This is a genomic window from uncultured Erythrobacter sp. (genome assembly GCF_947499705.1).
Taxonomy (GTDB): Bacteria; Pseudomonadota; Alphaproteobacteria; order Sphingomonadales; family Sphingomonadaceae; genus Erythrobacter.
In genome coordinates this window covers 2,208,018-2,228,299 of sequence record NZ_CANMPJ010000001.1, presented here as the reverse complement: position 1 = coordinate 2,228,299, position 20,282 = coordinate 2,208,018, and the positions used below count along the sequence as shown (strand labels likewise).

Sequence of the window (20,282 nt, the reverse complement as noted above, 5' to 3'; positions counted from 1 at the left end):
CCGCGTTAGTCGCGCTTGTGTCGCCCCGGCTCCCAGACATCGGCTGAGTACGTCTCGCTGGCGAATTCGTGGGGCTTGTCCTCAAGCTCGGTTGCCAGCGTATCGTTCCAGCGGTTGAGGAAACCGAACAGGCCGATCACGCCCATGATCTCCATGATTTGCTGCATGGAGAAGTGTTTCTTCAGCTCGCGAAAATGCGCGTCGGTCGCAGCGTTGGGCTGAGTTCCAGCCGCGAGCGCCAGATCGAGCGCGGCGCGTTCGGCGGCGTTGAACAGCGGGTTCGATTGATACTCCCAGACCTTGGCGATCTTTTCGTCATCGCCGCCTGCCATTTTCACCGCGCCATGCGCCGTGTGTGCCTGACAATAACGGCAACCGGCCGCGCCGCTCGTGATGGTCGCGATCAGGCGTTTGAGCACCGGGTCGAGCTCGCCCGGCTTGTAGATAACCGAGACCAGCCCTTCCATCGCCTCAAGCAGTTCGGGCCAGTGCGCCATGGTAAGCACATCGTTGGGCGCAAAGCCCATGATGCCTTGCGCGTAAGTCAGCGCCTCGCGGGTGGTGGGCGGCAGATCTTCGACCGCCATGGGCGCGATCCGGCTCACGGCAGCAGGACCGTCGATCCGGTGGTGTTGCCGCTTTGCAGATCTGTCTGAGCCTGTGCGGCGTCGGTGAGCGCATAGGTTTGACCAATTGTCACGGACAGAGCGCCCTTGTCGAACATCTCCCAGACGCGCGCCGCGCCCGCCGCGCGATCCGCCGGGTCCTCGTAATAGTGAAACAGCATCGGGCGGGTGTTGAACAGCGACCCCTTCATCGCCAGCACACCCACATCGACCTCGCCCACCGGCGCATCGGCATTGCCAAAGTTGATGATCAAGCCGCGCTTGCCCGTCGCATCGAGCGACGTTTCCCAAGTCGAGCGACCGATCCCGTCGAAGGTCACGCGCACGCCAGCGCCGCCAGTAATCTCGCGGGTGCGCGCGGCAGTGTCTTCGTCCTTGTAGAAGATCACATGATGCGCGCCTGCCGCACGGGCGGCTTCGGCCTTTGCTTCGGTTGAAACCGTCCCAATCACTTCCGCGCCGATATGCTTGAGCCATTGCACCAGCAGCAACCCGGTCGCGCCGGCGGCGGCATGGACCAAGACCGGCCAGCCAGCCTCAACCTTGCCGCAGCGTTCGACCAGAAATTCGGTGGTGCATGCCTTCAGGATCGCAGCGGCAGCGGTTTCATCATCGATGCTGTCGGGCAGATGGAACAGATGCCCGGCCGCGATATTGCGGTGGGTGGCATAGGCACCAAGCAATGGTCCGAATGTTGCGACCCGATCTCCGATTGCAAACCCATCTACGCCGTCACCTATCGCGGTGATGCGGCCCGCCGCTTCCAAACCCATTCCGCTGGGCAGTTCGACCGGATAGATTCCGCGCCGATGATAGGTGTCGATGTAGTTGAGACCCACGGCGCCGTGCTTGATCGTGACTTCGCCCGGTCCGGGTGCGGGATGATCTTCGGTGATCCACTCGATGACTTCGGGGCCGCCAGTCTGACGGAAAACCGCTCGGGTCGATTGCATGGCTGTTATGGTCCTTTTGTTTTGCTTTGTGCCTTGCTGCAGCTCGCCTGAACCCAGCGTAGATTAATCCCGATCATGGTCGATTCCGGTGCGGCCCAGCTGTAGCTTTCGGCTCTAACCGGGTCTGCCTTGTGTACGTAGAGCACCAATGAGGGTTTGTTGCGACTGCCCTTTGCCCACGTCACGTTGCGCATCCGGATCGTCACATCCGGAGCGATCCCATCGCCGGGAACGAGGATGCGTCCGCCCTGGTCGAATTGAGGCAGGTTACGGATGAAGGTCCAGTCTTCGCTGCCATCGGGCTTGCCCGCGAATTTGCGCACGGAAACCCAGCAAAAGAATGGTCGTGCCCTTCGGAGTTCGCTGCCCTTGAACCGCCATCCGGTAACTGCGTCGCCCGAGAGACCCGGGATCGGCCCTTTGTTCCATGCACCTTGCGCTTCGCCGAAGGCATCGATTGGCCGCCATTGGCCGTCTTCGTTTGCTTCGAACGCGGCCCAGTCAGGCTTCTCGCGGCCTTCTTCCTCGGCGAAATATTCGTCTTCGGTGTTGGTCCATATCCCCGCTGGCAGCGCGTCCTGCGCCATTACTGGGAACGACAATGCGGCAAGCAACGCTACCGGGATCAGTCTTAGACTTTGCATCAGTGCAGCCTAGTCGGGCGCGGGCAGAATGGGAAGAGTTGTCCGGACAAATTTTGTTATCGCTACCGACTGCTTGGAGTGTGACAAGCTTCGAATTGTCCTCTGCGAAGCCTGACAAGACCAGCGGGCGGAGGGCAAATAGCGCATCGCCAGCACTCCCCGAAACAACAATTTACGGCGGGCGGCTTGTAGAGCTCCCTAGCGGGCCGGTACTATGCGTGCGGTAATCAGTGCGCCGCATCCCCATGCGCGCTCTTCGATTCCCGCAGGGATCGCGGGAGTTCTCATGACAAAGTCCTCTGGATCGATCTCATCCAGCGCAGCACAGCAGGGAGCACATTCATGCAAATAGGAAGATATCAATTCGACCAGGATCTCGCGATGGAGCTGGGTGAGAAAGCCGTCTTCGCCATCGCGATCCTCCTCGTAACCTGGCTGCTCGCCAACGCGGCGAAGTGGGCGTTCGCCAAATTGGTTGATCGTATCCCGCTTCTCAGTCGCGGAACCGCGAGCGGCGAAAGCGTTGGCGCTTCGGTCGGAAAGATCGTCTCGTTGCTGATCTGGCTGTTCGGCCTGCTCGGCATCCTGCAAGTGCTCGAGCTTGGCGGCGTTGCTGGTCCGATCAACGAATTGCTCGACAATATCATGAGCTACGTGCCCAAGCTGGTTGGTGCAGGTCTGTTGCTGTTCATCGGCCTGATGGTGGCGGGCATTGTCCGCGACATCGTTGTGACCGCAATGCAAACCGTCGATTTCGATAAGTGGGCGAGCAAAGGCGGCGTGGAAGACGTCACCGGCAATGCCACGATCAGCAAAACGATCGGCACCATTGTCTACGCGCTGATCGCGATCCCGGTCGCCATCGGTGCGCTGGGCGTGCTTAACATTGCGGCGATTTCGGACCCCGCCAGCGAAATGCTCAGCATGATCATGGCCGCCATCCCGAACATCATCGCTGCAGGCCTGCTGCTCGGCATCGGTTACCTGATCAGCAAGTTCGTAGTCGGCATTCTCAGCGAGCTGCTCGCTGGATTCGGCGTCGACCGCCCGATTGCAGCGCTTGGCCTTTTGCCTGAAGGCACAAGTGCATCAGGCGTATTGTCGCGCATCGTGCAGATCGGGATTATCCTGTTCTTCGCCATCGCCGCGACCAAGATGCTGGGCTTCCCGGAACTCACTGCGATCCTGGATCAGGTTCTTGAGCTCGGCGGCAGCGTGCTGTTTGGCGCGGTTGTGATTGGGGTTGGTTTCCTGATCGCCAACCTTCTGGGCAAGATGCTTGGCGGCGTTGGCATGGCCGGTTCGGTGGTGCGCTATGCGACGATCCTGCTGTTCACCTTCATGGGCCTGCAGTTCATGGGCGTTGGCGAAGAGATCGTGCAGACCGCATTCAGCGCGCTGGTGATTGGTCTAGCCGTCGCAGGCGCTCTGGCATTCGGCCTCGGCGGACGCGAATGGGCAGCCAAAAAGCTGGACCAGATCGACAAATAGGGTCGATACCTCGAACTCTAAGGGAGCGCGGTGCCGATGGCATCGTGCTCCTTTCTATTTGGCCTTTCCATTCGACCTTGCCATTTGGCCTTTTGTGAATGGCTAACAGGGCACGGAGCATGTAAATTGGTTTTGCATGCGCGCGGTTCGACGTGATCTCTGATCCTCGAAATGCTAGTCATGCCGCGAAACGAGGGATGGGACTATGCGGATCGCAGCGCTGAAAAGTTTGATGGTAGGGCTGTTTGCGGTCGCGGCGGCCTCCGCCTCGGCAGCGCCCGATGGCGATATCACTTACACCGTGAAACAGGATGACACGCTTTACGGGCTGGCGGGCGAGTATCTCGCCAACCGGTCCGATGCGAATGAAATCCGGCGGATCAATCGCGTTCGCAACCCGCGCCTGATGCAGGTTGGGACGACGCTGAAGATCCCCCGGCGGCTGCTCAAATATCGGCCGGTCAATCTGGTGCTCCAGAGCTTCTCCGGAGCAGTCCAGCTGAATTTGGGGCGGAGGGTGATCAATCCCAGCATCGGCCTTTCCTTGCGCGAAGGGGTGGAGATCGCCACTGGCCGCAACAGCTTTGTATCGATTGCCGGGGACGGTAATTCCAAGGTTTCGATCCCATCCAATTCACGCGCGCGGATCATCGATGCGCGCCGCTATCTGATCAACAACCAGATCGATATTCAACTGCGCGTGCTGCGCGGCCGGGGTGAGGTTGTCGCTCCCAAGATCGATGGCGAAGGTCGCTACCGCGTTGGGACACCGCTGGTCGTTACCGCCGTGCGCGGCACAGAGTTTCGCGTCGGCTTCGACCCCGATAGCGATCTGAGCCTGACCGAAGTGGTCGAGGGCGACGTCAATGTCGCGACCGGTGAGCGGGAAGTCCCAACCGGCGCGGGCTTTGGCGTAGCCTCGGCAGGCGACACGCTGGGCGAGACCGAGCAATTGCTGCCTGCTCCAGAACTGGTCGAGCCGGGCCGAATCCAAACCGAAGAAGCGCTGACCTTCGCGATCGAACCGCTCACCGGAGCGGCAGGGTATCGCACTCAGATCGCCCGCGACGCCGGTTTCATAGAGGTCGTGACTGAGAGCATCGACGAAACCATCGAAGCCGAATTCGAGCCATTGGAAGATGGCCGCTACTTCGTGCGCAGCCGCGCGATCTCTGGTGTAGGCTTGGAGGGGCTTTCGAAAGTGTACTCTTTCCGCCGCAAACGCGTCGGTGTAGCGGCGTCGGCAGAACCCGCCGCATTCGCCGATGCATTCAAGTTTGCGTGGCGCACCGAAGGCGCTGGCGACGTTACACATGCATTCCAGATGTGGCGCTCGGACAATCCGGGCGAGTTGCTGGTCGACGAGGTTGGCATGAGCAACACAGCCGTGCTCATCTCGAGCCTTGAACCTGGTACCTATCAATGGAAGGTGGCGTCCTTCCAAATCGATGAAGGCGACGTGATAAAGGTCTGGGGCCCGGTCCAAGAGCTTACCGTTAGCGAATAACGCGGAGACAGCGCGGCCAAGAATCGTGGGTATGAAAAACTTCCGCCTCTTCGGCGAATGGTGCGCCCTGCTGACGGCCACATTGCTGTTGGTCCTGCTCGCCTGGCATCAGGGATGGACGCATAGGCTGGATGCGAGCGTGCTCGATCTGGCGACCGAATTGCGGCTTGGCGATCCTTCGGATGAGATCGTGCTGGTGGAAATCGACGACCGCAGCCTGTCAGAGATCGGCAATTGGCCGTGGGACCGCGACCGCCATGCTGAGCTGGTTGATCAATTGCAGGTGCACCAGCCCAAGCTGATTGTGTTCGATATCCTGTTCCTGGAGCCGACCTCGGTCGAGAGCGACGGACGGCTGGCGGAATCGATTGCGGACGCAGGCAATGTCGCTCTGCCGCACACTTTTGCGCCTGCACCGGGCGTCAGCTCGGAATTGCAGCCCATTTTCCCGCTGGACGAATTGCGAGCCGGTGCATCGCAGATTGGCCATGTGCTGGTGTCGCCTGATCCGGATGGTGCAGTGCGGCGCTTTGCACTGGAATACCAAACGGCCGGCGGTTCCTATGATCATCTGGCGAAGGTCGCGTACCTCGCCGCCGGATCGGATACGGATGCTCTGCCTGCCTCGAACAGCGACCCCATCGTGCCGATGCATTCCGGAGGATCGTTCCAGACATTTTCCGCCGCCGATATCGTCGATGGGCAGGCTCAGACGGACTTTCTACGCGGCAAGATCGTCCTGATCGGAGCAACGGCTCAGGGGCTGGGTGATCGCTATGCTGTGTCGGTCCATGCGGGGCGGATCATGACCGGGGTGGAGATCCAGGCAAACCTGCTCAGCGGGATGCTGCAAGGCGAACTCGTGACCGAGATACCGTCGTCTCTGGTGGCGACCGCGCTCATCCTTTCGATCGTGCTGCTGTTTCTGGTGTTCTGGCAGCTACCGCCCAAATGGACCTTGCGAGTGTCGATTGGACTGATCGTCGCGCTGGCATTGATTTCGGTGGTTCTCGTCGTCTTTGCAGGGCGCTGGATGCCAGTCTTCCCGGCCATTCTCGGAATACTCGTGGCCTATCCGGTGTGGGGCTGGCGACGTCTGAGCTCCGTCAGCCGGTTCCTCGATACTGAAGCGCGCGCTCTTTATCGTGGCCAAGGCGAACCGCTGGCAGATGGAGCGGTGGGCTTTGATCCCATCGCCCGGCAAGTATCGCAGGTACGCGGTCTGATCGGCGAAACGCGCGAGCGGCTGTCGTTCCTGCGCAGTATTCTATCGGCTTCACCCGATCCCATGCTGGTGTTCGACAAGGATGGCGAACTGAGCCTCTTGAATGACCGGGCGGCCGAAGTTTTCGGGAGCGAGGCTGCGCTGGCCGGTCAGAATCTTGCGCAATTGTTCAGCGAGCGCGGCGCCGTGCTCGATACACATGAGCAGGAGCTGCAATTGCCGGACGGGCGGTCCTTCCTGATCGCGTCCTCCGATATCGGCATGAGCGAAGGCGGGAACATCGTCTCCCTGCGCGATATCACATCGTTGCGCAGCAGTGAGCGGCAACGGCGTGAAATGCTTGAATTCCTGTCGCATGACATGCGCTCTCCGCAGGCTGCAATCGTGGGCCTGGTCGGGGCCGCCGGACAGACACTGCCGGAAAAGGAGCGGCTATCACGGATCGAAAAGCAGGCGCGGCGGACTCTCAAACTCACCGATGACTTCGTCCAGATCGCGCGGCTCGAATATGAAGGCGTTGAACCGCAGGAAGCCGATATCGGCGCGCTACTGCATGAGGCGATGGACCGCGCCTATCCCAGTGCCAAGCGCAAGCGGATTGCGTTCGAAGCCTCCATTCCTGCCGACCCTGAGTTTTGCCAGATCGATCCATCATCGATGTCGCGGGCGATCGACAATCTGATTGGCAATGCGATCAAATTTTCACCCGACGGCATGAAAGTCGGCGTGAAGCTGGAACGATTGCCGAGCGAATGCCTCCGTATCGAAGTCTATGACAGTGGCCCCGGCCTGCCCGAAGAGCGACAGAAAGATACCTTCGCCCGCTTCGGAGCGCGCAACACCGAGGCAGGACCCAGTGCGGGCCTCGGTCTGGCCTATGTGAAACGGGCAGTGGACGAGCACGGCGGCGAAATCAGCGTCAGTTCCAGCAAGGAAGCCGGCACGCGATTTGTGATCACGCTGCCATGCGCAGAAGCTCAGCGCACCTAGTCGGCGAGAAGGTCGTCGGCGAGCAGTTCAGCCAGTTCGGCGACGGGCATATCTCCCTCGCACCCCATGCTCTCGGCCTTGCTGCTCTTCAGTAGCTCGCCATTACCGCGATTGTAGAGCACCAAGCTCGCTTGCACGCGGACAGCTTCACAGGCGTCGTACCAGCGCTGTTTCCGGGTTGTTGCGATCTGCTCCGGTTGGTCATCGGATTTGCCTGCTTCGCTGGCATAGAGGCCTACCGGGCTGGGGCTGACCGAGATTGCGAAGTCAGCAACGGCATCGGCATCTTCGGCGATCTCCACACCGCGTCCGCGCAATTCTTGTGCGATGGCAGAGTAGAGTTCGCCGCGTTGGACCTTCTCAGCATCGGGTTCAACAAGATGGATCTTCGAGATTGATGGAGGAGCCGTGCCCACGCTGCTGGTCAGCACAGGAGGCGAGTTAACTGCACATCCCGCTACGCACGCAGCACCAAGTGCAGCGATCCATGATCGTGCAGGGGTCGGCCTGTTCTGGCGTAGCTGATTCATGCGTTACTCGTCGGTTGTTTCCTCTTCGATATACGCATCCATGCGATAGCCAAACCCAAAAACGGTGCGAATGACAAAGCCATTGGCTGGCTGAAGCTCGAGTTTGGTGCGCAGGCGGGAGACATGGACGTCGATTGTCCGCGTCTCCAGCTCAGTTTCGCCGCCCCAAACGCGGGAGAACAGGTACCCGCGCGAAAGCGGCCGATCGAGATTCTGGAACAGCAGGTCGACCAGGTCGAATTCCTTGGCGGTAACGGCAATCCCTTCGCCATCGACCTCAACGGTTTTGCTCTTGCGATCGAGCCGGTACTTGCCGAATTGCGCATGCTGGTCCGGCTTGTTGCCGCCGATGCGGCGTCCGGCCGCCTCAAGACGCGCCCGAATGATCTCATCGGACTCCGGTTTGGTGATGTAATCAACCGCGCCCGCGTGCAGGCCGCGGACAATATCGTCTTTTTCGCCGCGGCTGGTCAGCATGATGAAGGGCGGCGGGGAGGGCATATTCTCATTGGCCCATTCGAGCACGTCGACCCCGGTCAGGCCCGGCATATTCCAATCGAGCATGACCACGTCGAAGGTCTCGCGTTTAAGCGCTGTTTGAAGCTCAACGCCATTGCTGAACGTCTCGATTTCGTGACCCGCGCCGAGCACGATCGCCGCGATCTGTTCGAGCAATTCCTGTTCGTCGTCGGCCAATGCTACCCGCATGCTTGACTGCTCCGCCCTGTTGAAATGCGTTTCTTGTGCGCAGGCTACTAGGCTGACGCCTTCTGTTCCAGAGGCAGACCGATTTGAAGAGCCATAGTTTGCAATGTTTTACAACATGCCAGCGCGGTTTGATGAAGCCTTTGTAGTCCGTGCATCCGTGATTTTGCAGTTGATCCGGATAAACGCGGTGCTTGAGCATTTAACCTGACAACGTTATCAATGTGCGAGTGAATGGAGGGGATTTATGAGAATATCGTCGAGCCTCGCCGTGTCTGGAGCGCTGTTAATCAGCGCTTGTGCACCGGCGGCGACAGAGGAGTCTGCACCCGAGCAAGCGAAGATGTCCGGCCTGCCAACACAGGTGCTCACGACTGAGACCGCCTCCACGGCTGAGGAGGAATGGGGCACCTTCGTCGAATACTTTGCCGGTGAAACGGCTGGAACAAAGGACCTGCTATCGGGAACTGCGAGGATCAAGCCGGGTCTCGAAATCCATCCTCCACACCGGCATGCCGAGGAAGAGTTCCTGATGGTTATCGAAGGCGAGGGTGAATGGACCGTCGGTGAAGAGGTATTCGCCGCGAAGAAAGGGGATATGCTCTACGCGGCGGCCTGGGATTCGCACGGGATCAAGAACACTGGTGATGAGCCGCTGACTTTCGTGTTCTGGAAATGGAATTCCAAAGGTCTGCCGGTCCCGGTCGATCCGACCGAATAATGGCAAGCGATCTACGAAGATTTGTAAGCGCAGCGCTTTGTGTGTTGCTGTTCGTGCCGCTTATCGCCTGCGCAACGCCCGCTCGTTCCGATGCCGCGCGATTGATAGCTCGCACCGTTTGGGAGCCCATGGCGCTGGATTTTACGGGCCCCGCTCTGAGCGAGACGAGCGCGGTCAATCCGTTCACCGATTTCAAGCTGACGGTGACATTCCGCAACGGCTCGCACTCGGTCACGGTCCCCGGCTTTTTCGCTGCAGATGGGAACGCCGCCGAAACGGGAGCCGATAGCGGCGATGTGTGGCGGGTGCGGTTTGCGCCGGATCGTCCGGGCGAATGGACCTACACTGCCGAGCTCCATGCGGGGCAGGACGCGGCACTCAACGACATCGGTGATCCCGGCATGCGACTGCATTCATCATGGAATGGCTCGTTCCAAGTGGGCGAGGCGAGGGGCAATACTCCTGAGTTCTACCAACACGGCGCTCTGCGCCGTGACGGACGCTATTTTCGCTTTGCGGGCAGCGACAAGCTCTGGTTGAAAGGCGGGACCAACAGCCCGGAAAATCTGCTTGGCTATGTCGATTTCGACGGCACTTACCGCCTCTCCGACAATGCACGCGATGGAGAATCCGATGCTGGTGCGGAGCTTCATACTTTTGCTCCGCATGTCGCCGACTGGCGGCCGGGAGATCCGACATGGCAGGGCGGGAAGGGCAAGGGTCTGATCGGAGCTCTCAACTACCTCGCTGACCAGGGAATGAACGTCGCGTATTTCCTTGTCTACAACACCGAGGGCGACGGGAAAGATGTCTGGCCGTGGCGGAACCCGGCGGTCCGCACCCGCTTCGATGTCAGCAAGCTGGCGCAGTGGGAGATTGTCTTCACGCATATGCAGCGGCGCGGGATAGCCTTGCATGTCGTTCTGCAGGAGACCGAGAACGAATTGGCGCTGGATGGCGGTGACACCGGGCCGCAGCGCAAACTGTTCTTGCGAGAATTGGTCGCGCGGTTCGGTCATCATCCCGCTCTGTTCTGGAACATCGGCGAAGAGAATGGACCCGTGCATTGGCGGCCCGAGGGGCAGTCGGATGCGCAGCGCACGGCGATGGCACGCTACATCGAGCAGATCGATCCCTACGATCACCCCGTGCTTCTACACACGCATTCCGAGGCGGCAGACAAGGATACGATCCTCTCCCCGCAGCTCGGCAACCGCGACATTGCGGGGCTTTCGTTTCAAGTCAGCAAGCGTGAAACGGTCAATGCTGAGATCCGCAAATGGCACGATCTGTCGCGGAAAGCAGGCCACCTCTGGCCCATCACCATGGACGAGATTGGGCCGTGGCAGATCGGAGCGCGCGCGGACAGTGACGACCCGGATCACGACAGCCTGCGCCGTCATGCCTTGTGGGGAACTCTGCTTGCTGGTGGAGCCGGGGTAGAATGGTATTTTGGCGCCGAACAGGACGGCAATGACCTGACCACGGAAGACTTGCGCAGCCGCGCAGAATTGTGGCGGCAGACGCGAGTTGCGCTCGACTTTTTCAAACAGCACTTGCGTTATTGGGAGATGGAGCCATGCCCGGGCGACGCCTATTGCCTTGGCAAAGAAGGCGAAGTCTACGCATTCTATTCGAGCGAAGACACCCCAACACCGCTTGCCACGGCATTCTCGGCAGGCCGTTATCGGGTCAGACTGTTCGACCCGAAAAAGGGCGTGTTCGACGCTTCCGAGCGAGAAGTTGATTTCTCTGGAAATGCTCTGCCAGCTATCTTCTTAGCACCGCATTCCGGCGCTGACAGAATCGTCCTGCTTGAAGCTCTCCGCTGATGGAACTCACCGAATTTCTGGTTGCCTGGCGCCCACTTCTAGCGACGATACTTGGAGTAGTCGGGCTGCTATTTTTGATCCTTGCCCGGCAAGTGAACGCCTTCGCTGCGTTGCTCGTGGCCGCGCTTGCTACGGGCCTTGCAGCGGGTCTTGCGCCCGGAGCGGTGCTGGAATCGATTCAGAATGGTTTTGCCGGAGTGCTCGGCTTTATCGCGGTTATCGTGGGCTTGGGCGCGCTGCTTGGCACCTATCTGGAAGCGAGCGGCGGCGCGGCGGCGCTTGCGCGGTCTATCGTCGGCAATCGACCTCCGGGACCGGCTGGCATCGCCATGGGCTTTGTCGGGCTGGTGATCGCCATCCCGGTGTTCTTCGATGTCGGGTTGATCCTGCTGTTCCCGTTGGTGCGCGCCCTCGCAGCGAAAGCAGGCAAAGCGGCGATGTATTTCGGCCTGCCACTGCTCGCGGGATTGGCCACCGCGCACGCCTTTATCCCGCCGACACCGGGGCCTGTCGCAGTCGCTGAGATACTCGGTGCGGAAATAGGACTGGTGATCGTTTGCGGCTTGATCGCAGGCATTCCGGCCATGCTGATCGCGGGACCGTATTACGCGCGCTTCGCCGACAATCGTGGCTGGCTGCCGGATCGTCTGGAATCCGCTGAGCCAAGTGAGGATACCGCTGCTGAGAATGGGCTTGCTGCAAGGGCCTCGGCTGCCATCGCCGTTCCGATTGCTCTGATTGTGATGGCCGCCATTGCCGCACAGGTTGGTTGGGATAGCGAGTTTATCGGCTTTGTGGGCCATCCCTTCGTTGCGCTGCTAGTCGGCTGCGGCCTCGCTGCTTGGGCGCTGAGACCTGCAGATGATGCTGGCCGGGCGCGTTTGAAAGATGGCCTTACCCGCGCGTTGGAGCCAACTGCTGTGATCCTGTTGGTCACCGGAGCTGGCGGAGCGTTCAAGCAGGTACTCGTCGACACGGGCGCTGGCAAAATGATGGCAGAAGGGTTCCTCGCATTCGGCATGGGACCGATTATTGCAGGGTTCCTTCTCGCAGCACTGGTTCGAGTGGCCCAAGGCTCAGCCACAGTTGCGATGCTAACTGCAGCCGGACTGTCTGCTCCGCTTGCAGTCGCGGCTGGTCTGGAAGGGTGGGACCTCGCGCGGATGGTGATCGCTATTGCTGCCGGGGCGAGCATCATAAGCCACGTCAACGATTCCGGCTTTTGGCTGGTTTCACGATACTTTGGGCTGACTGCCGGTGAGACGCTCAAGACCTGGACAATTGCCTCGACATTGGTTGGCATTGTTGGCTTTGTGGCGGTGCTGCTGCTTGGCCTAGTTCTCTAGCTGGCTCACCACTTCGGCAACGATTGCATCGACTGATTGGCTTGCGTCGATGACAATTGCATCTTGTGGCACTTTGAGCGCCTCTATCTGACTGTCCAGCAGAGTTGGCGGCATGAAGTGGTCGGTTCGCCTTTCAAGCCTCTCGGCCAGTACGTCTCGCGGCACATCGAGCAGGACGAAGCGAATATCGCGGTTGGACGCTTCCCGTAACCGCGACTGGACGTAGGGCGTCAGCGCTGAGCAAGCGAGCAATACACGAGGCGCCAGATGGGTCTCCAACGCGTGCCAGATGGCGTCCAACCAGCCAGCGCGGTCGCTGTCGGTCAGTGGATGACCGGATGCCATCTTGGCGCGGTTCTTGTCCGAGTGGAAATCGTCCCCTTCGAGCATCGGGGCGCCAATGGTTTCGGCTAGTGCAGCGGAGACGCTCGACTTGCCGCAGCCGCTTGGCCCCATGACCACGATCAACTGGCGCGGCATCGGCTATCAGTCTCCGCAGGTACGCACCGCGTCGATATCGGGAGCGAGGCGGATGTCGGCAAGACCAATTTCGGCTGGGCCTTCGGTAGCGAGCAGCAGACCGGTTGTGATCTTTGTCATGTCCGCTCCCAGATCCGCGAAGCAGGCAAGGGAAAGTCTCACTTCCTGCCATTCGCTGCCCGTGACGCCCACTTTCAATCCGTCACCGCATGCTTCCATTGTGTCGCAGCCCAACGCCACGCGCAATTGTGCCGGTGCACTTCCCAGATTGCGGACGAAGAAGGACAACTCCATCGCCCCGTTGCTTTGGCGCGAGAAGTCGACAGGGGCATGCGTAGCGATCCGAACGTAAGGCTCTGCTTCGCTCCATGTGATGCGAAGCGAGTCTTCCTGCGCCAGACGATCGAGCCCTGAGAAGGTGAGCGCGCCGCCGTCCCATGTGCTGGAATTGAGACGGGTTTGCGTGCCAGCTACGACGCCATAGAGCGACCATGGATTGGGCGATTGCCCGCCAGCGAACAGCACGTCTCCAGATGCATTGGCGTTGGGATCGATCCCGGATTCCTCTGACAGCTGCGCAAGCTGGCTCTGGTCCGCGTAGGTCAAACCATAGCCATAGGCGAATAGTGGATCGTATCCCGCATCGCCGACATTCAGCGTCGCCTGATCGGCGCGCTTTGGCCATGAGAATGAGAGCTTGCCGGTGAAGTCGAATGCGGGATCGCGCTGGAACAGCAGGTCGCTCACTCCTCCGCCTTCGCTGCCGGGAAGCCACGCTGCTACGAAGGCGTCCGAGGCGTTGATCTCGGGGTTCACCCACATGGGTCTCCCGGAAAGGAATACTGATATGACCGGCATGCCCCGCTCACGGTAGCTTTCGAGCATTCCTGTATCGAATGCACCGTCGGCAAAGTCGAGATGCGGGCGATCACCCTGAAACTCGGCGTAGCTGTCCTCCCCATAAACGGCGATGACGACATCGGCCCGATGATCGCCGGTGCCAGCTTCGTCGAAGATCACCGTGCCGCCAGCGGCTTCGACCGCTTCCCTGATCCCGCCAAGGATCGATTGGCCATTGGGGAATTCATCGTTGCCGTGCGAACCGCCCTGCCAGGACAGTGTCCACCCGCCCGATGCCTTGGCGATGCTGTCCGCTCCGTCTCCGACCACCAGCACGGTTTGCCCGGCCTCAAGCGGCAAGGTGCTGTCGTTATTCTTGAGAAGCACCAGCGATTTGCGAACGGCTTCGCGCGCAATTGCCTTGTGATCGGGATTGGCGAGCAGGCTGACATCGCCGGCGTCAGCGCGCGAGCTTGGCGCACCGCGCTCGAACAATCCGTAGTTGAGCTTCACCCGCAGAATGCGGCGCACCGCATCGTCAAGCCGGGCCATCGGAATGCGCCCCGATTTCACATGCTTGAGCGTGCTTTCATAGAGACCGCGCCAACTGTCGGGCGCCATGAACATGTCGATCCCGGCGTTGAACGCTTCAGCGCAGTCGGTGTTCGAACAACCGGGAATCTGGCCGTGTGCGTTCCAGTCGCTGACCACGAAGCCGTTGAAGTTCATGCGGCCTTTCAGGACATCGGTGATCAGCGCCTTGTTGCCGGTCATCTTGATGTTCTGCCAGCTTGAAAACGACACCATGACCGTCTGCACCTGCGCATCGAGCGCTGGCAGGTAACCGAGCGCGTGGATGTCGCGCAGTTCTTCTTCGCTGATGCTGGCATCGCCCTGGTCGCGGCCATTGTCGGTCGCGCCGTCGCCAATGTAGTGTTTGGCTGCCGAAATGACTTTGCCCGGAGCCATGAAATCGCTTTCGCCCGCAGTGCCTTGGAGGCCCTCAACGATGCGGTCCGAATAGGAGATCACGATTGCCGGATCTTCGGAGAACCCTTCATAGCCGCGGCCCCAGCGGTCGTCGCGTGGGACGGCCAATGTTGGCGCAAACGTCCAGTCGTGCCCTGACACAACCAATTCGCGCGCAGTGGCCGCCATGATCCGCTCGATCAATTCAGGATCGCGAGCCGCGCCAAGGCCGACATTGTGCGGGAAGACCGTCGCACCTAGCAAGTTGGTATGCCCATGGACCGCGTCGATGCCCCAAATGATCGGGATCGCGACATCGACACCTTCGGGATCGGTCGAAGCGTTCCAATAGGCGTCGGCCATTGCCAACCAGGTTGGGGCCGCAGCATAAGGTAGCGGTCCAGGTGCGGAGTTCCCGCCGCTCAGCACGGAGCCGAGCCTGTAACGTTTTACTTCTTCTGGCGTGACGGCGCCCGAGTCCGCCTGAATTGTCTGGCCGACTTTCTGTTCGAGCGTCATTTGCGCCATGATTTTGTCGATCCGGGTTTCGATAGCCGGGTCAAGCGGAGCGGCTTGGAGCTCGGGCCAAATCTCTGGACGGATGCTGCCCGATGACGTGACGGTATTGGCCGAGGCGGACGTGGTTGCCGCTGCGGCAACTTGAGGAGCGGGCGTTTCGCCATAGGCTGTGGCACATCCACTGAGGCAGACGGCTATCGTCACGCCGAGCGCTGGCGCAAAAATATCCCGGGGCATTCGCGAACTCCTCCACATCGGCCGCGCATTCAGGCGCAACCGAATCTCCAATCTCGGCTCTAGAGCAGCGGTTTTTGACAAGGTTGTCAACATTGGAATAACAAGGGTCTGGGAGGAATGGGATCTTGATTCTTGTCTCGCGCAGGACTGCGCTTTCGGCATCGCTCGCTGCTTTGGCTGCGGGATGCGCGCGCATTGCTGTTCCCTCTGGTAACACCGAAGATCATGGAGTGAGTTTCGAACCGTTCGCTTCCGGTTTTGGTGATGTCGTAGACGTGTCGTCTGAGCCGCGCCTTTTGTCGACCGGACATGGATGGTCGGAGGGGCCAGCCTGGGACCGCGACCGCCAGCGATTGTATTTCACCGACGTGCCCGGCAATCGCGCTTTCGCCTGGTCGGCTGAGCAAGGCGTCGAGATATTCCTCGATCCCTCAGGCGTGGAAGCTGATCTTGCAAAAGGTATGCGGGAGCCCGGTGCAAACGGGCTTCTATTGGCGCAATCAGGCGGTCTGCTGGTCTGCAATCATGGCGCGCGTTCAGTGGAACTGCGTGATTTCGCGACCGGTGAGCGGAAGACGCTGATCGACCGCTTTGACGGTAAGCGATTCAACAGTCCAAACGATCTGGTCGAAGCTGCCGACGGGACGATCTATTTCACCGATCCGCCATATGGGCTGTCCGGACTAAACGCTTCGCCGATGAAAGAGCTGAACGTAAACGGCGTTTACCGCCTCTTCCCTGACGGCGACGTCGCACGGATTGTGGACGACATGACGTTCCCCAATGGGGTCGTGTTGTCGGACGATGAACGATACCTCTATGTCAGCCAATCGGACCCCGATGCGCCTTTGATCCGGCGCTTTTCAATCGGAGCCGATGGGATTGGCGGGGGAGAGATATGGTTCGATGCGCGCCCTTTCATGGCCGAAGTCGGGGGTCTGCCCGACGGGATGGCCGTGGGCGCTGGCGGGCATATCTTTCTGGCAGGACCGGGCGGGGTTCTGGTGATCGACCGACAAGCAAAGTGTCTCGGGCGAATAGCCACCGGGCGAGCGACGGCGAATTGCGCGTTCGGCGAAGACGGTCGGACACTGTTCATCACTGCCGCCGACCGCTTGGTTGCGGTGCGAACCAAGACCGCGGGATTGGGCCGGTTTTGATATGCCGACCATCGCCCAAACCTATCGCCAAAGCTTGGCTAGCGGTTTGATGCACGGCGAGAAGGTCAAACGGCTTGCGGGCTACGGAATAGGCGATTTCGGACTGAACATTTATTGGCACAGTCTCTCGCTGATCCTGGTGTTCTGGTATGCGGAAGTCGTTGGCCTCGATCCGAAACTTGCCGGATGGATCTATGCGCTGGGCCTGTTGTGGGATGCGATTTCCGATCCACTGGTCGCATCTTTCGCAGCCGCCAATCGCAGTCGCCACGGTGTCTATCGACCGTTCTTGCTGTTCGGAAGCATTGGCCTGGGAGCTTCATTTTGCTTGCTTTTCTGGGCACCTCCGCTTGAGGGATGGGCCTTGTTCGCCGCGTTGCTCGGCGCAGCCATCGTCTTTCGCACGTCCTACACTATCGTGGCAGTCCCTTACTCCGCTCTGTCGGCGAGACTGACTTTCAGCTCAGTGGAGCGTGCGGAATTGTCGGGCGTGCGTATGTTCTTCGCGTTTTGCGGGATGCTGTGTGTCACCACATTCTTCTTCCCGCTCAGCCGCGAGTTTGGGCCGGATCAGGAATACACCAGCGATGGCTTTTTCTACACCGCGATGCTCGGTGCGATCGTGGCCACCGTTGCTCTGTCGGCTTGCTTCTTCTTCACCCGCGAAAAGCCGCCTTTGGGGGGTGACGACATCCCGCGTGGTTGGAGCCCGAAATCGTTTCTTGATGCCTTTGCGCAAAATGACGCCCTGCGGCTGCTTCTGCTGATCTTGTTCCTGAACTCGGCAGCGGGTGCGAGCCTGAGCATCCCTATGGCGTTCTACATTCAATCCAATGCCGGTGAGTTTGCCAACAAGGAAGTGATCCTGTCGGCCTATGCCTTCGCCACTCTTGCTGGGACGCCGTTATGGACATTGATTGCCCGCTCATTCGGCAAAAAGAAATGCTGGTATCTGGCGACTGCGCTGACATGTCTTGCGGGCCTGTCGCTTTTCGCAGCCGGGCCGATATTGATAGCGGGCATTCCGATCCAGATCATCGTTTTTGGCTTAACCGGTTCTGCCTTCGCGATCATCATCTGGGCGCTGATCCCGGATACGGTCGAGTATGGGCAATACGCCAACGGACGGCGTGACGAAGGCGCAGTTTTTGGCTCGAGCCTGTTCGTGCAAAAGGCTTCGGGCGCGCTCACCGGGCTTGCTGTCGGATACCTTCTTTCGGGGATCGGATACGAGACCGAGCGAGAGGTTCAGACGGCCGAAACCGCTGCTGCATTGGGCAATTACATGGCTCTCGTTCCGGCCTTCCTGCTCGTCATCGCTTCAATTACGCTGTTTCTTATGCCACTGACCCGCGATCTGCACGCTCGCATCGTGGACGAGTTGTCGCGGTAGGGGGGTATATGGCGAAGGCAAGATCCGAAAACTCGGCCAAAATGAAGGACGTGGCGGATCTCGCCGGCGTTTCTATCAAGACCGTTTCGCGGGTTTTGAACAATGAGCCGCACGTTCAGGACAAACTGCGCCGGAAGGTCCGCGAAGCGGCGGAGAAGCTGGATTACGTGCCCAGCCAATCGGCGCGATCACTGCGGGGCAGCCGCTCTTACGACATCAATCTGATCTGTCACAATCCCGATAGTGCCTATGTCAATTCTATCCAGTTCGGCGCTGTAATTGCGTGCCAGGAATTGGGCTATCAATTGTCGATCAGCCTGGTCGAGGACCTCGATCAGAAATCCATTTCCGAAATACGCGATGCGTTTGAAACGGTGATGCGTCGGCGTCGCCCCGATGGTGTGGTGCTCCTCGCGCCCTATGCCAATGACGAAAAGATCGGTTTCGTTCTGCAGGAAATGGGCATCCCCGTCGTTCGCGTCGGCCCGGTAGACTTGCAGAATCAGGGCGTCCTGGTGGAGATCGACGACTACAAGGCGGCGATCGAAGTGGTTCGCCATCTAACGGACCTTGGGCATAGGCGGATCGGGTTCATTCGCGGGAGTGAGAACCAGCGCGCGACGCATGTGCGATTTTCCGGGTTTTCGGTCGCAATGGAAGCCGCCGGATTGAAGGTTGACCCTGATCTTGTCCGTCCCGGCATGTTTGATTTTCAGGCGGGCTATGATGCGGGCCAGTACTATCTCGGCCTGAAACAACCGCCGACGGCAGTTTTCTCATCCAACGATGACATGGCAGCCGGACTTGTCGCGGCTTACACCGAGCGCGGGTTGAAAGTGCCGGATGACCTTTCAGTGGTCGGCTTTGACGATGCGAGTATCGCGACCTGTATGCGTCCGTTTCTGACGACGATCCGCCAGCCGCTGAGCGATCTGGGTGCGACGGCGGTTCGGGAATTGGTCTCGACGTTGAGTGAGGCCAACGGGAATGGGGCGCATCGCATTGTGCTCGATCACGAATTCATCCTGCGGGACACCACCGCAGCACCTCGCGAAAGCTAATACGCGGACTTTGTTGGGAGAGAGATGATGAAATTGCTTTGTGGATTGACAACGTTGCCAATTGCGCTGTCGTTGGCTCTGACTTCGGCGAGCGCGTCTGCAGAAGATGCCACACCAATCGCTGCAGACTTCAAGATGAAGCGCTGCGTCAATATGGGCAACGCGCTGGAGGCGCCCAATGGTGCGCCCTGGGGCCGGAATTACGCTAAGGAGGATTACCAGAGAATCGCCGCGGCCGGTTTCGACACGGTGCGAATCCCTGTGCGCTGGAGCGACTACACCGGGCCTGCGCCTGATTTCCGCATCCATCCGGACTTTGCCGAACTGGTCGACAGCAACGTGAAATGGGCGCTCACCAGCGGTCTGAATGTTGTCCTCAATATCCATCACTTCGAAGAAATCATGGAGCAGCCTGCGGCACAGAAGGACCGCTATCGGGCTATATGGGATCAGATTTCGCTGCGCTATTCCAAGCTGCCGGGCAATGTCTGGTTCGAGACTCTGAACGAGCCACACAAGAACCTGAAAGGGGCAGAGATGCGCCAACTTCAGGCCATGGCGCTGCAACTGATCCGACGCGACAATCCGGACCGGATCGTGATCCTTGGCGGCGAGGAATGGTCCGGCATCAACTCACTGGCGACCAATCTCGCTTCGGACGATCCGAATTTGGTTTACACGTTCCACTACTACGATCCGTTCAACTTTACCCATCAACAGGCGACCTGGCTCGGGGACGATATGCCCAAGGGCAAGCGCGGTTGGGGTTCCAGTGAGGACAAGGCCGAGTTGGCGCGAGCGGTTGAAACAGCGACTGCGTTTCGCGAAGCCGTCAAACGCCCGGTATTCTTGGGCGAGTTCGGGGTGAATTCGCCGGTCGACAATACAGAGCGGGTCAAATGGGCTGGCGCGGTCAAGACGGCGATGGAAGCTGCTGACGTGCCGTGGTGCCTATGGGCCTATGGCAACACCTTCGCGCTCTACACCGATGAGAACGGTTGGGACGAAGATATGCTGGCTGCGCTCACGAAGGAGTGAATTCACGCCGATGCG

The 20,282-nt window shown here is 59.8% G+C and carries 17 protein-coding genes; 10 read left to right on the top strand and 7 right to left on the bottom strand.

What is annotated here, in order from left to right; all coding sequences use genetic code 11:
* Nucleotides 1-5: 5 nt before the first annotated feature.
* Genes Q0837_RS10550 through Q0837_RS10540 form a run of 3 tightly spaced genes read right to left on the bottom strand, consistent with a single transcriptional unit; the run spans nucleotide 6 to nucleotide 2,223 of the window.
* Entirely contained in the window at nucleotides 6-587 is a 582-nt protein-coding gene (locus tag Q0837_RS10550; RefSeq protein ID WP_298468621.1) for a carboxymuconolactone decarboxylase family protein, read from the bottom strand.
* 14 nt (nucleotides 588-601) lie between these two features.
* Nucleotides 602-1,579 (bottom strand): quinone oxidoreductase, encoded by a 978-nt coding sequence (locus Q0837_RS10545; protein WP_298468618.1) that lies wholly within the window; start codon nucleotides 1,577-1,579, stop codon nucleotides 602-604.
* Between the two features lie 5 nt (nucleotides 1,580-1,584).
* The gene (locus Q0837_RS10540; protein WP_298468617.1) at nucleotides 1,585-2,223 is read right to left on the bottom strand and encodes a hypothetical protein; all 639 of its coding nucleotides are present in this window, start codon (nucleotides 2,221-2,223) and stop codon (nucleotides 1,585-1,587) included.
* Nucleotides 2,224-2,565: 342 nt separating this feature from the next.
* On the opposite strand from Q0837_RS10540, the gene Q0837_RS10535 reads away from it, so the two are divergent.
* The 3 genes from Q0837_RS10535 to Q0837_RS10525 all read left to right on the top strand — a co-directional run bounded on the left by Q0837_RS10535 (nucleotide 2,566) and on the right by Q0837_RS10525 (nucleotide 7,436).
* The gene (locus tag Q0837_RS10535; protein WP_298468614.1) at nucleotides 2,566-3,714 is read left to right on the top strand and encodes a mechanosensitive ion channel; all 1,149 of its coding nucleotides are present in this window, start codon (nucleotides 2,566-2,568) and stop codon (nucleotides 3,712-3,714) included.
* A 205-nt stretch (nucleotides 3,715-3,919) separates the two neighbouring features.
* On the top strand, nucleotides 3,920-5,221 hold the full coding sequence (locus tag Q0837_RS10530; protein ID WP_298468612.1) for a FecR domain-containing protein: 1,302 nt from the start codon (nucleotides 3,920-3,922) through the stop codon (nucleotides 5,219-5,221).
* Nucleotides 5,222-5,252: 31 nt separating this feature from the next.
* A complete protein-coding gene (locus tag Q0837_RS10525) occupies nucleotides 5,253-7,436 on the top strand; it encodes a CHASE2 and HATPase_c domain-containing protein (RefSeq protein ID WP_298468609.1) in 2,184 nt (727 codons plus the stop codon).
* Here the strand turns inward: Q0837_RS10525 and Q0837_RS10520 are convergent.
* The gene (locus Q0837_RS10520) at nucleotides 7,433-7,966 is read right to left on the bottom strand and encodes a hypothetical protein (protein WP_298468607.1); all 534 of its coding nucleotides are present in this window, start codon (nucleotides 7,964-7,966) and stop codon (nucleotides 7,433-7,435) included. The two genes, Q0837_RS10525 and Q0837_RS10520, sit on opposite strands and share 4 nt — an antisense overlap.
* Nucleotides 7,967-7,969: 3 nt before the next feature.
* Nucleotides 7,970-8,674: a response regulator transcription factor gene (locus Q0837_RS10515; RefSeq protein WP_298468604.1), complete on the bottom strand. Its 705-nt coding sequence runs from the start codon at nucleotides 8,672-8,674 to the stop codon at nucleotides 7,970-7,972.
* Between the two features lie 244 nt (nucleotides 8,675-8,918).
* Here Q0837_RS10515 and Q0837_RS10510 point away from each other — a divergent pair, with 244 nt between their 5' ends.
* The 3 genes from Q0837_RS10510 to Q0837_RS10500 are packed head-to-tail and all read left to right on the top strand — an operon-like array spanning nucleotide 8,919 to nucleotide 12,570.
* On the top strand, nucleotides 8,919-9,392 hold the full coding sequence (locus Q0837_RS10510; RefSeq protein WP_298468602.1) for a cupin domain-containing protein: 474 nt from the start codon (nucleotides 8,919-8,921) through the stop codon (nucleotides 9,390-9,392).
* Nucleotides 9,392-11,224 carry a DUF5060 domain-containing protein gene (locus Q0837_RS10505; RefSeq protein WP_298468599.1) on the top strand — a complete coding sequence of 611 codons (1,833 nt, stop codon included), beginning with the start codon at nucleotides 9,392-9,394 and terminating at the stop codon, nucleotides 11,222-11,224. The genes Q0837_RS10510 and Q0837_RS10505 overlap by 1 nt, the downstream gene beginning before the upstream one ends.
* Nucleotides 11,224-12,570, top strand: a complete 1,347-nt coding sequence (locus Q0837_RS10500) for a GntP family permease (RefSeq protein ID WP_298468596.1) — start codon at nucleotides 11,224-11,226, stop codon at nucleotides 12,568-12,570. The genes Q0837_RS10505 and Q0837_RS10500 overlap by 1 nt, the downstream gene beginning before the upstream one ends.
* On the opposite strand, the gene Q0837_RS10495 is transcribed toward Q0837_RS10500, so the two are convergent.
* Nucleotides 12,559-13,050 (bottom strand): gluconokinase, GntK/IdnK-type, encoded by a 492-nt coding sequence (locus tag Q0837_RS10495; RefSeq protein ID WP_298468594.1) that lies wholly within the window; start codon nucleotides 13,048-13,050, stop codon nucleotides 12,559-12,561. The genes Q0837_RS10500 and Q0837_RS10495 overlap by 12 nt on opposite strands.
* 6 nt (nucleotides 13,051-13,056) lie before the next feature.
* The gene (locus Q0837_RS10490) at nucleotides 13,057-15,615 is read right to left on the bottom strand and encodes an exo 1,3/1,4-beta-D-glucan glucohydrolase (protein WP_298468593.1); all 2,559 of its coding nucleotides are present in this window, start codon (nucleotides 15,613-15,615) and stop codon (nucleotides 13,057-13,059) included.
* A 230-nt stretch (nucleotides 15,616-15,845) separates the two neighbouring features.
* Between Q0837_RS10490 and Q0837_RS10485 the strand changes: the two genes are divergently transcribed.
* From Q0837_RS10485 to Q0837_RS10470, 4 genes are read left to right on the top strand one after another with little or no spacing between them, the layout of a single operon-like run.
* A complete protein-coding gene (locus Q0837_RS10485; protein WP_298468591.1) occupies nucleotides 15,846-16,775 on the top strand; it encodes an SMP-30/gluconolactonase/LRE family protein in 930 nt (309 codons plus the stop codon).
* 1 nt (nucleotide 16,776) lies between these two features.
* On the top strand, nucleotides 16,777-18,168 hold the full coding sequence (locus tag Q0837_RS10480) for an MFS transporter (protein WP_298468588.1): 1,392 nt from the start codon (nucleotides 16,777-16,779) through the stop codon (nucleotides 18,166-18,168).
* Nucleotides 18,169-18,176: 8 nt separating this feature from the next.
* Nucleotides 18,177-19,229, top strand: a complete 1,053-nt coding sequence (locus tag Q0837_RS10475) for a LacI family DNA-binding transcriptional regulator (protein ID WP_298468585.1) — start codon at nucleotides 18,177-18,179, stop codon at nucleotides 19,227-19,229.
* A gap of 45 nt (nucleotides 19,230-19,274) precedes the next feature.
* Nucleotides 19,275-20,267 (top strand): glycoside hydrolase family 5 protein, encoded by a 993-nt coding sequence (locus tag Q0837_RS10470; RefSeq protein WP_298468583.1) that lies wholly within the window; start codon nucleotides 19,275-19,277, stop codon nucleotides 20,265-20,267.
* Nucleotides 20,268-20,282 lie beyond the last annotated feature (15 nt).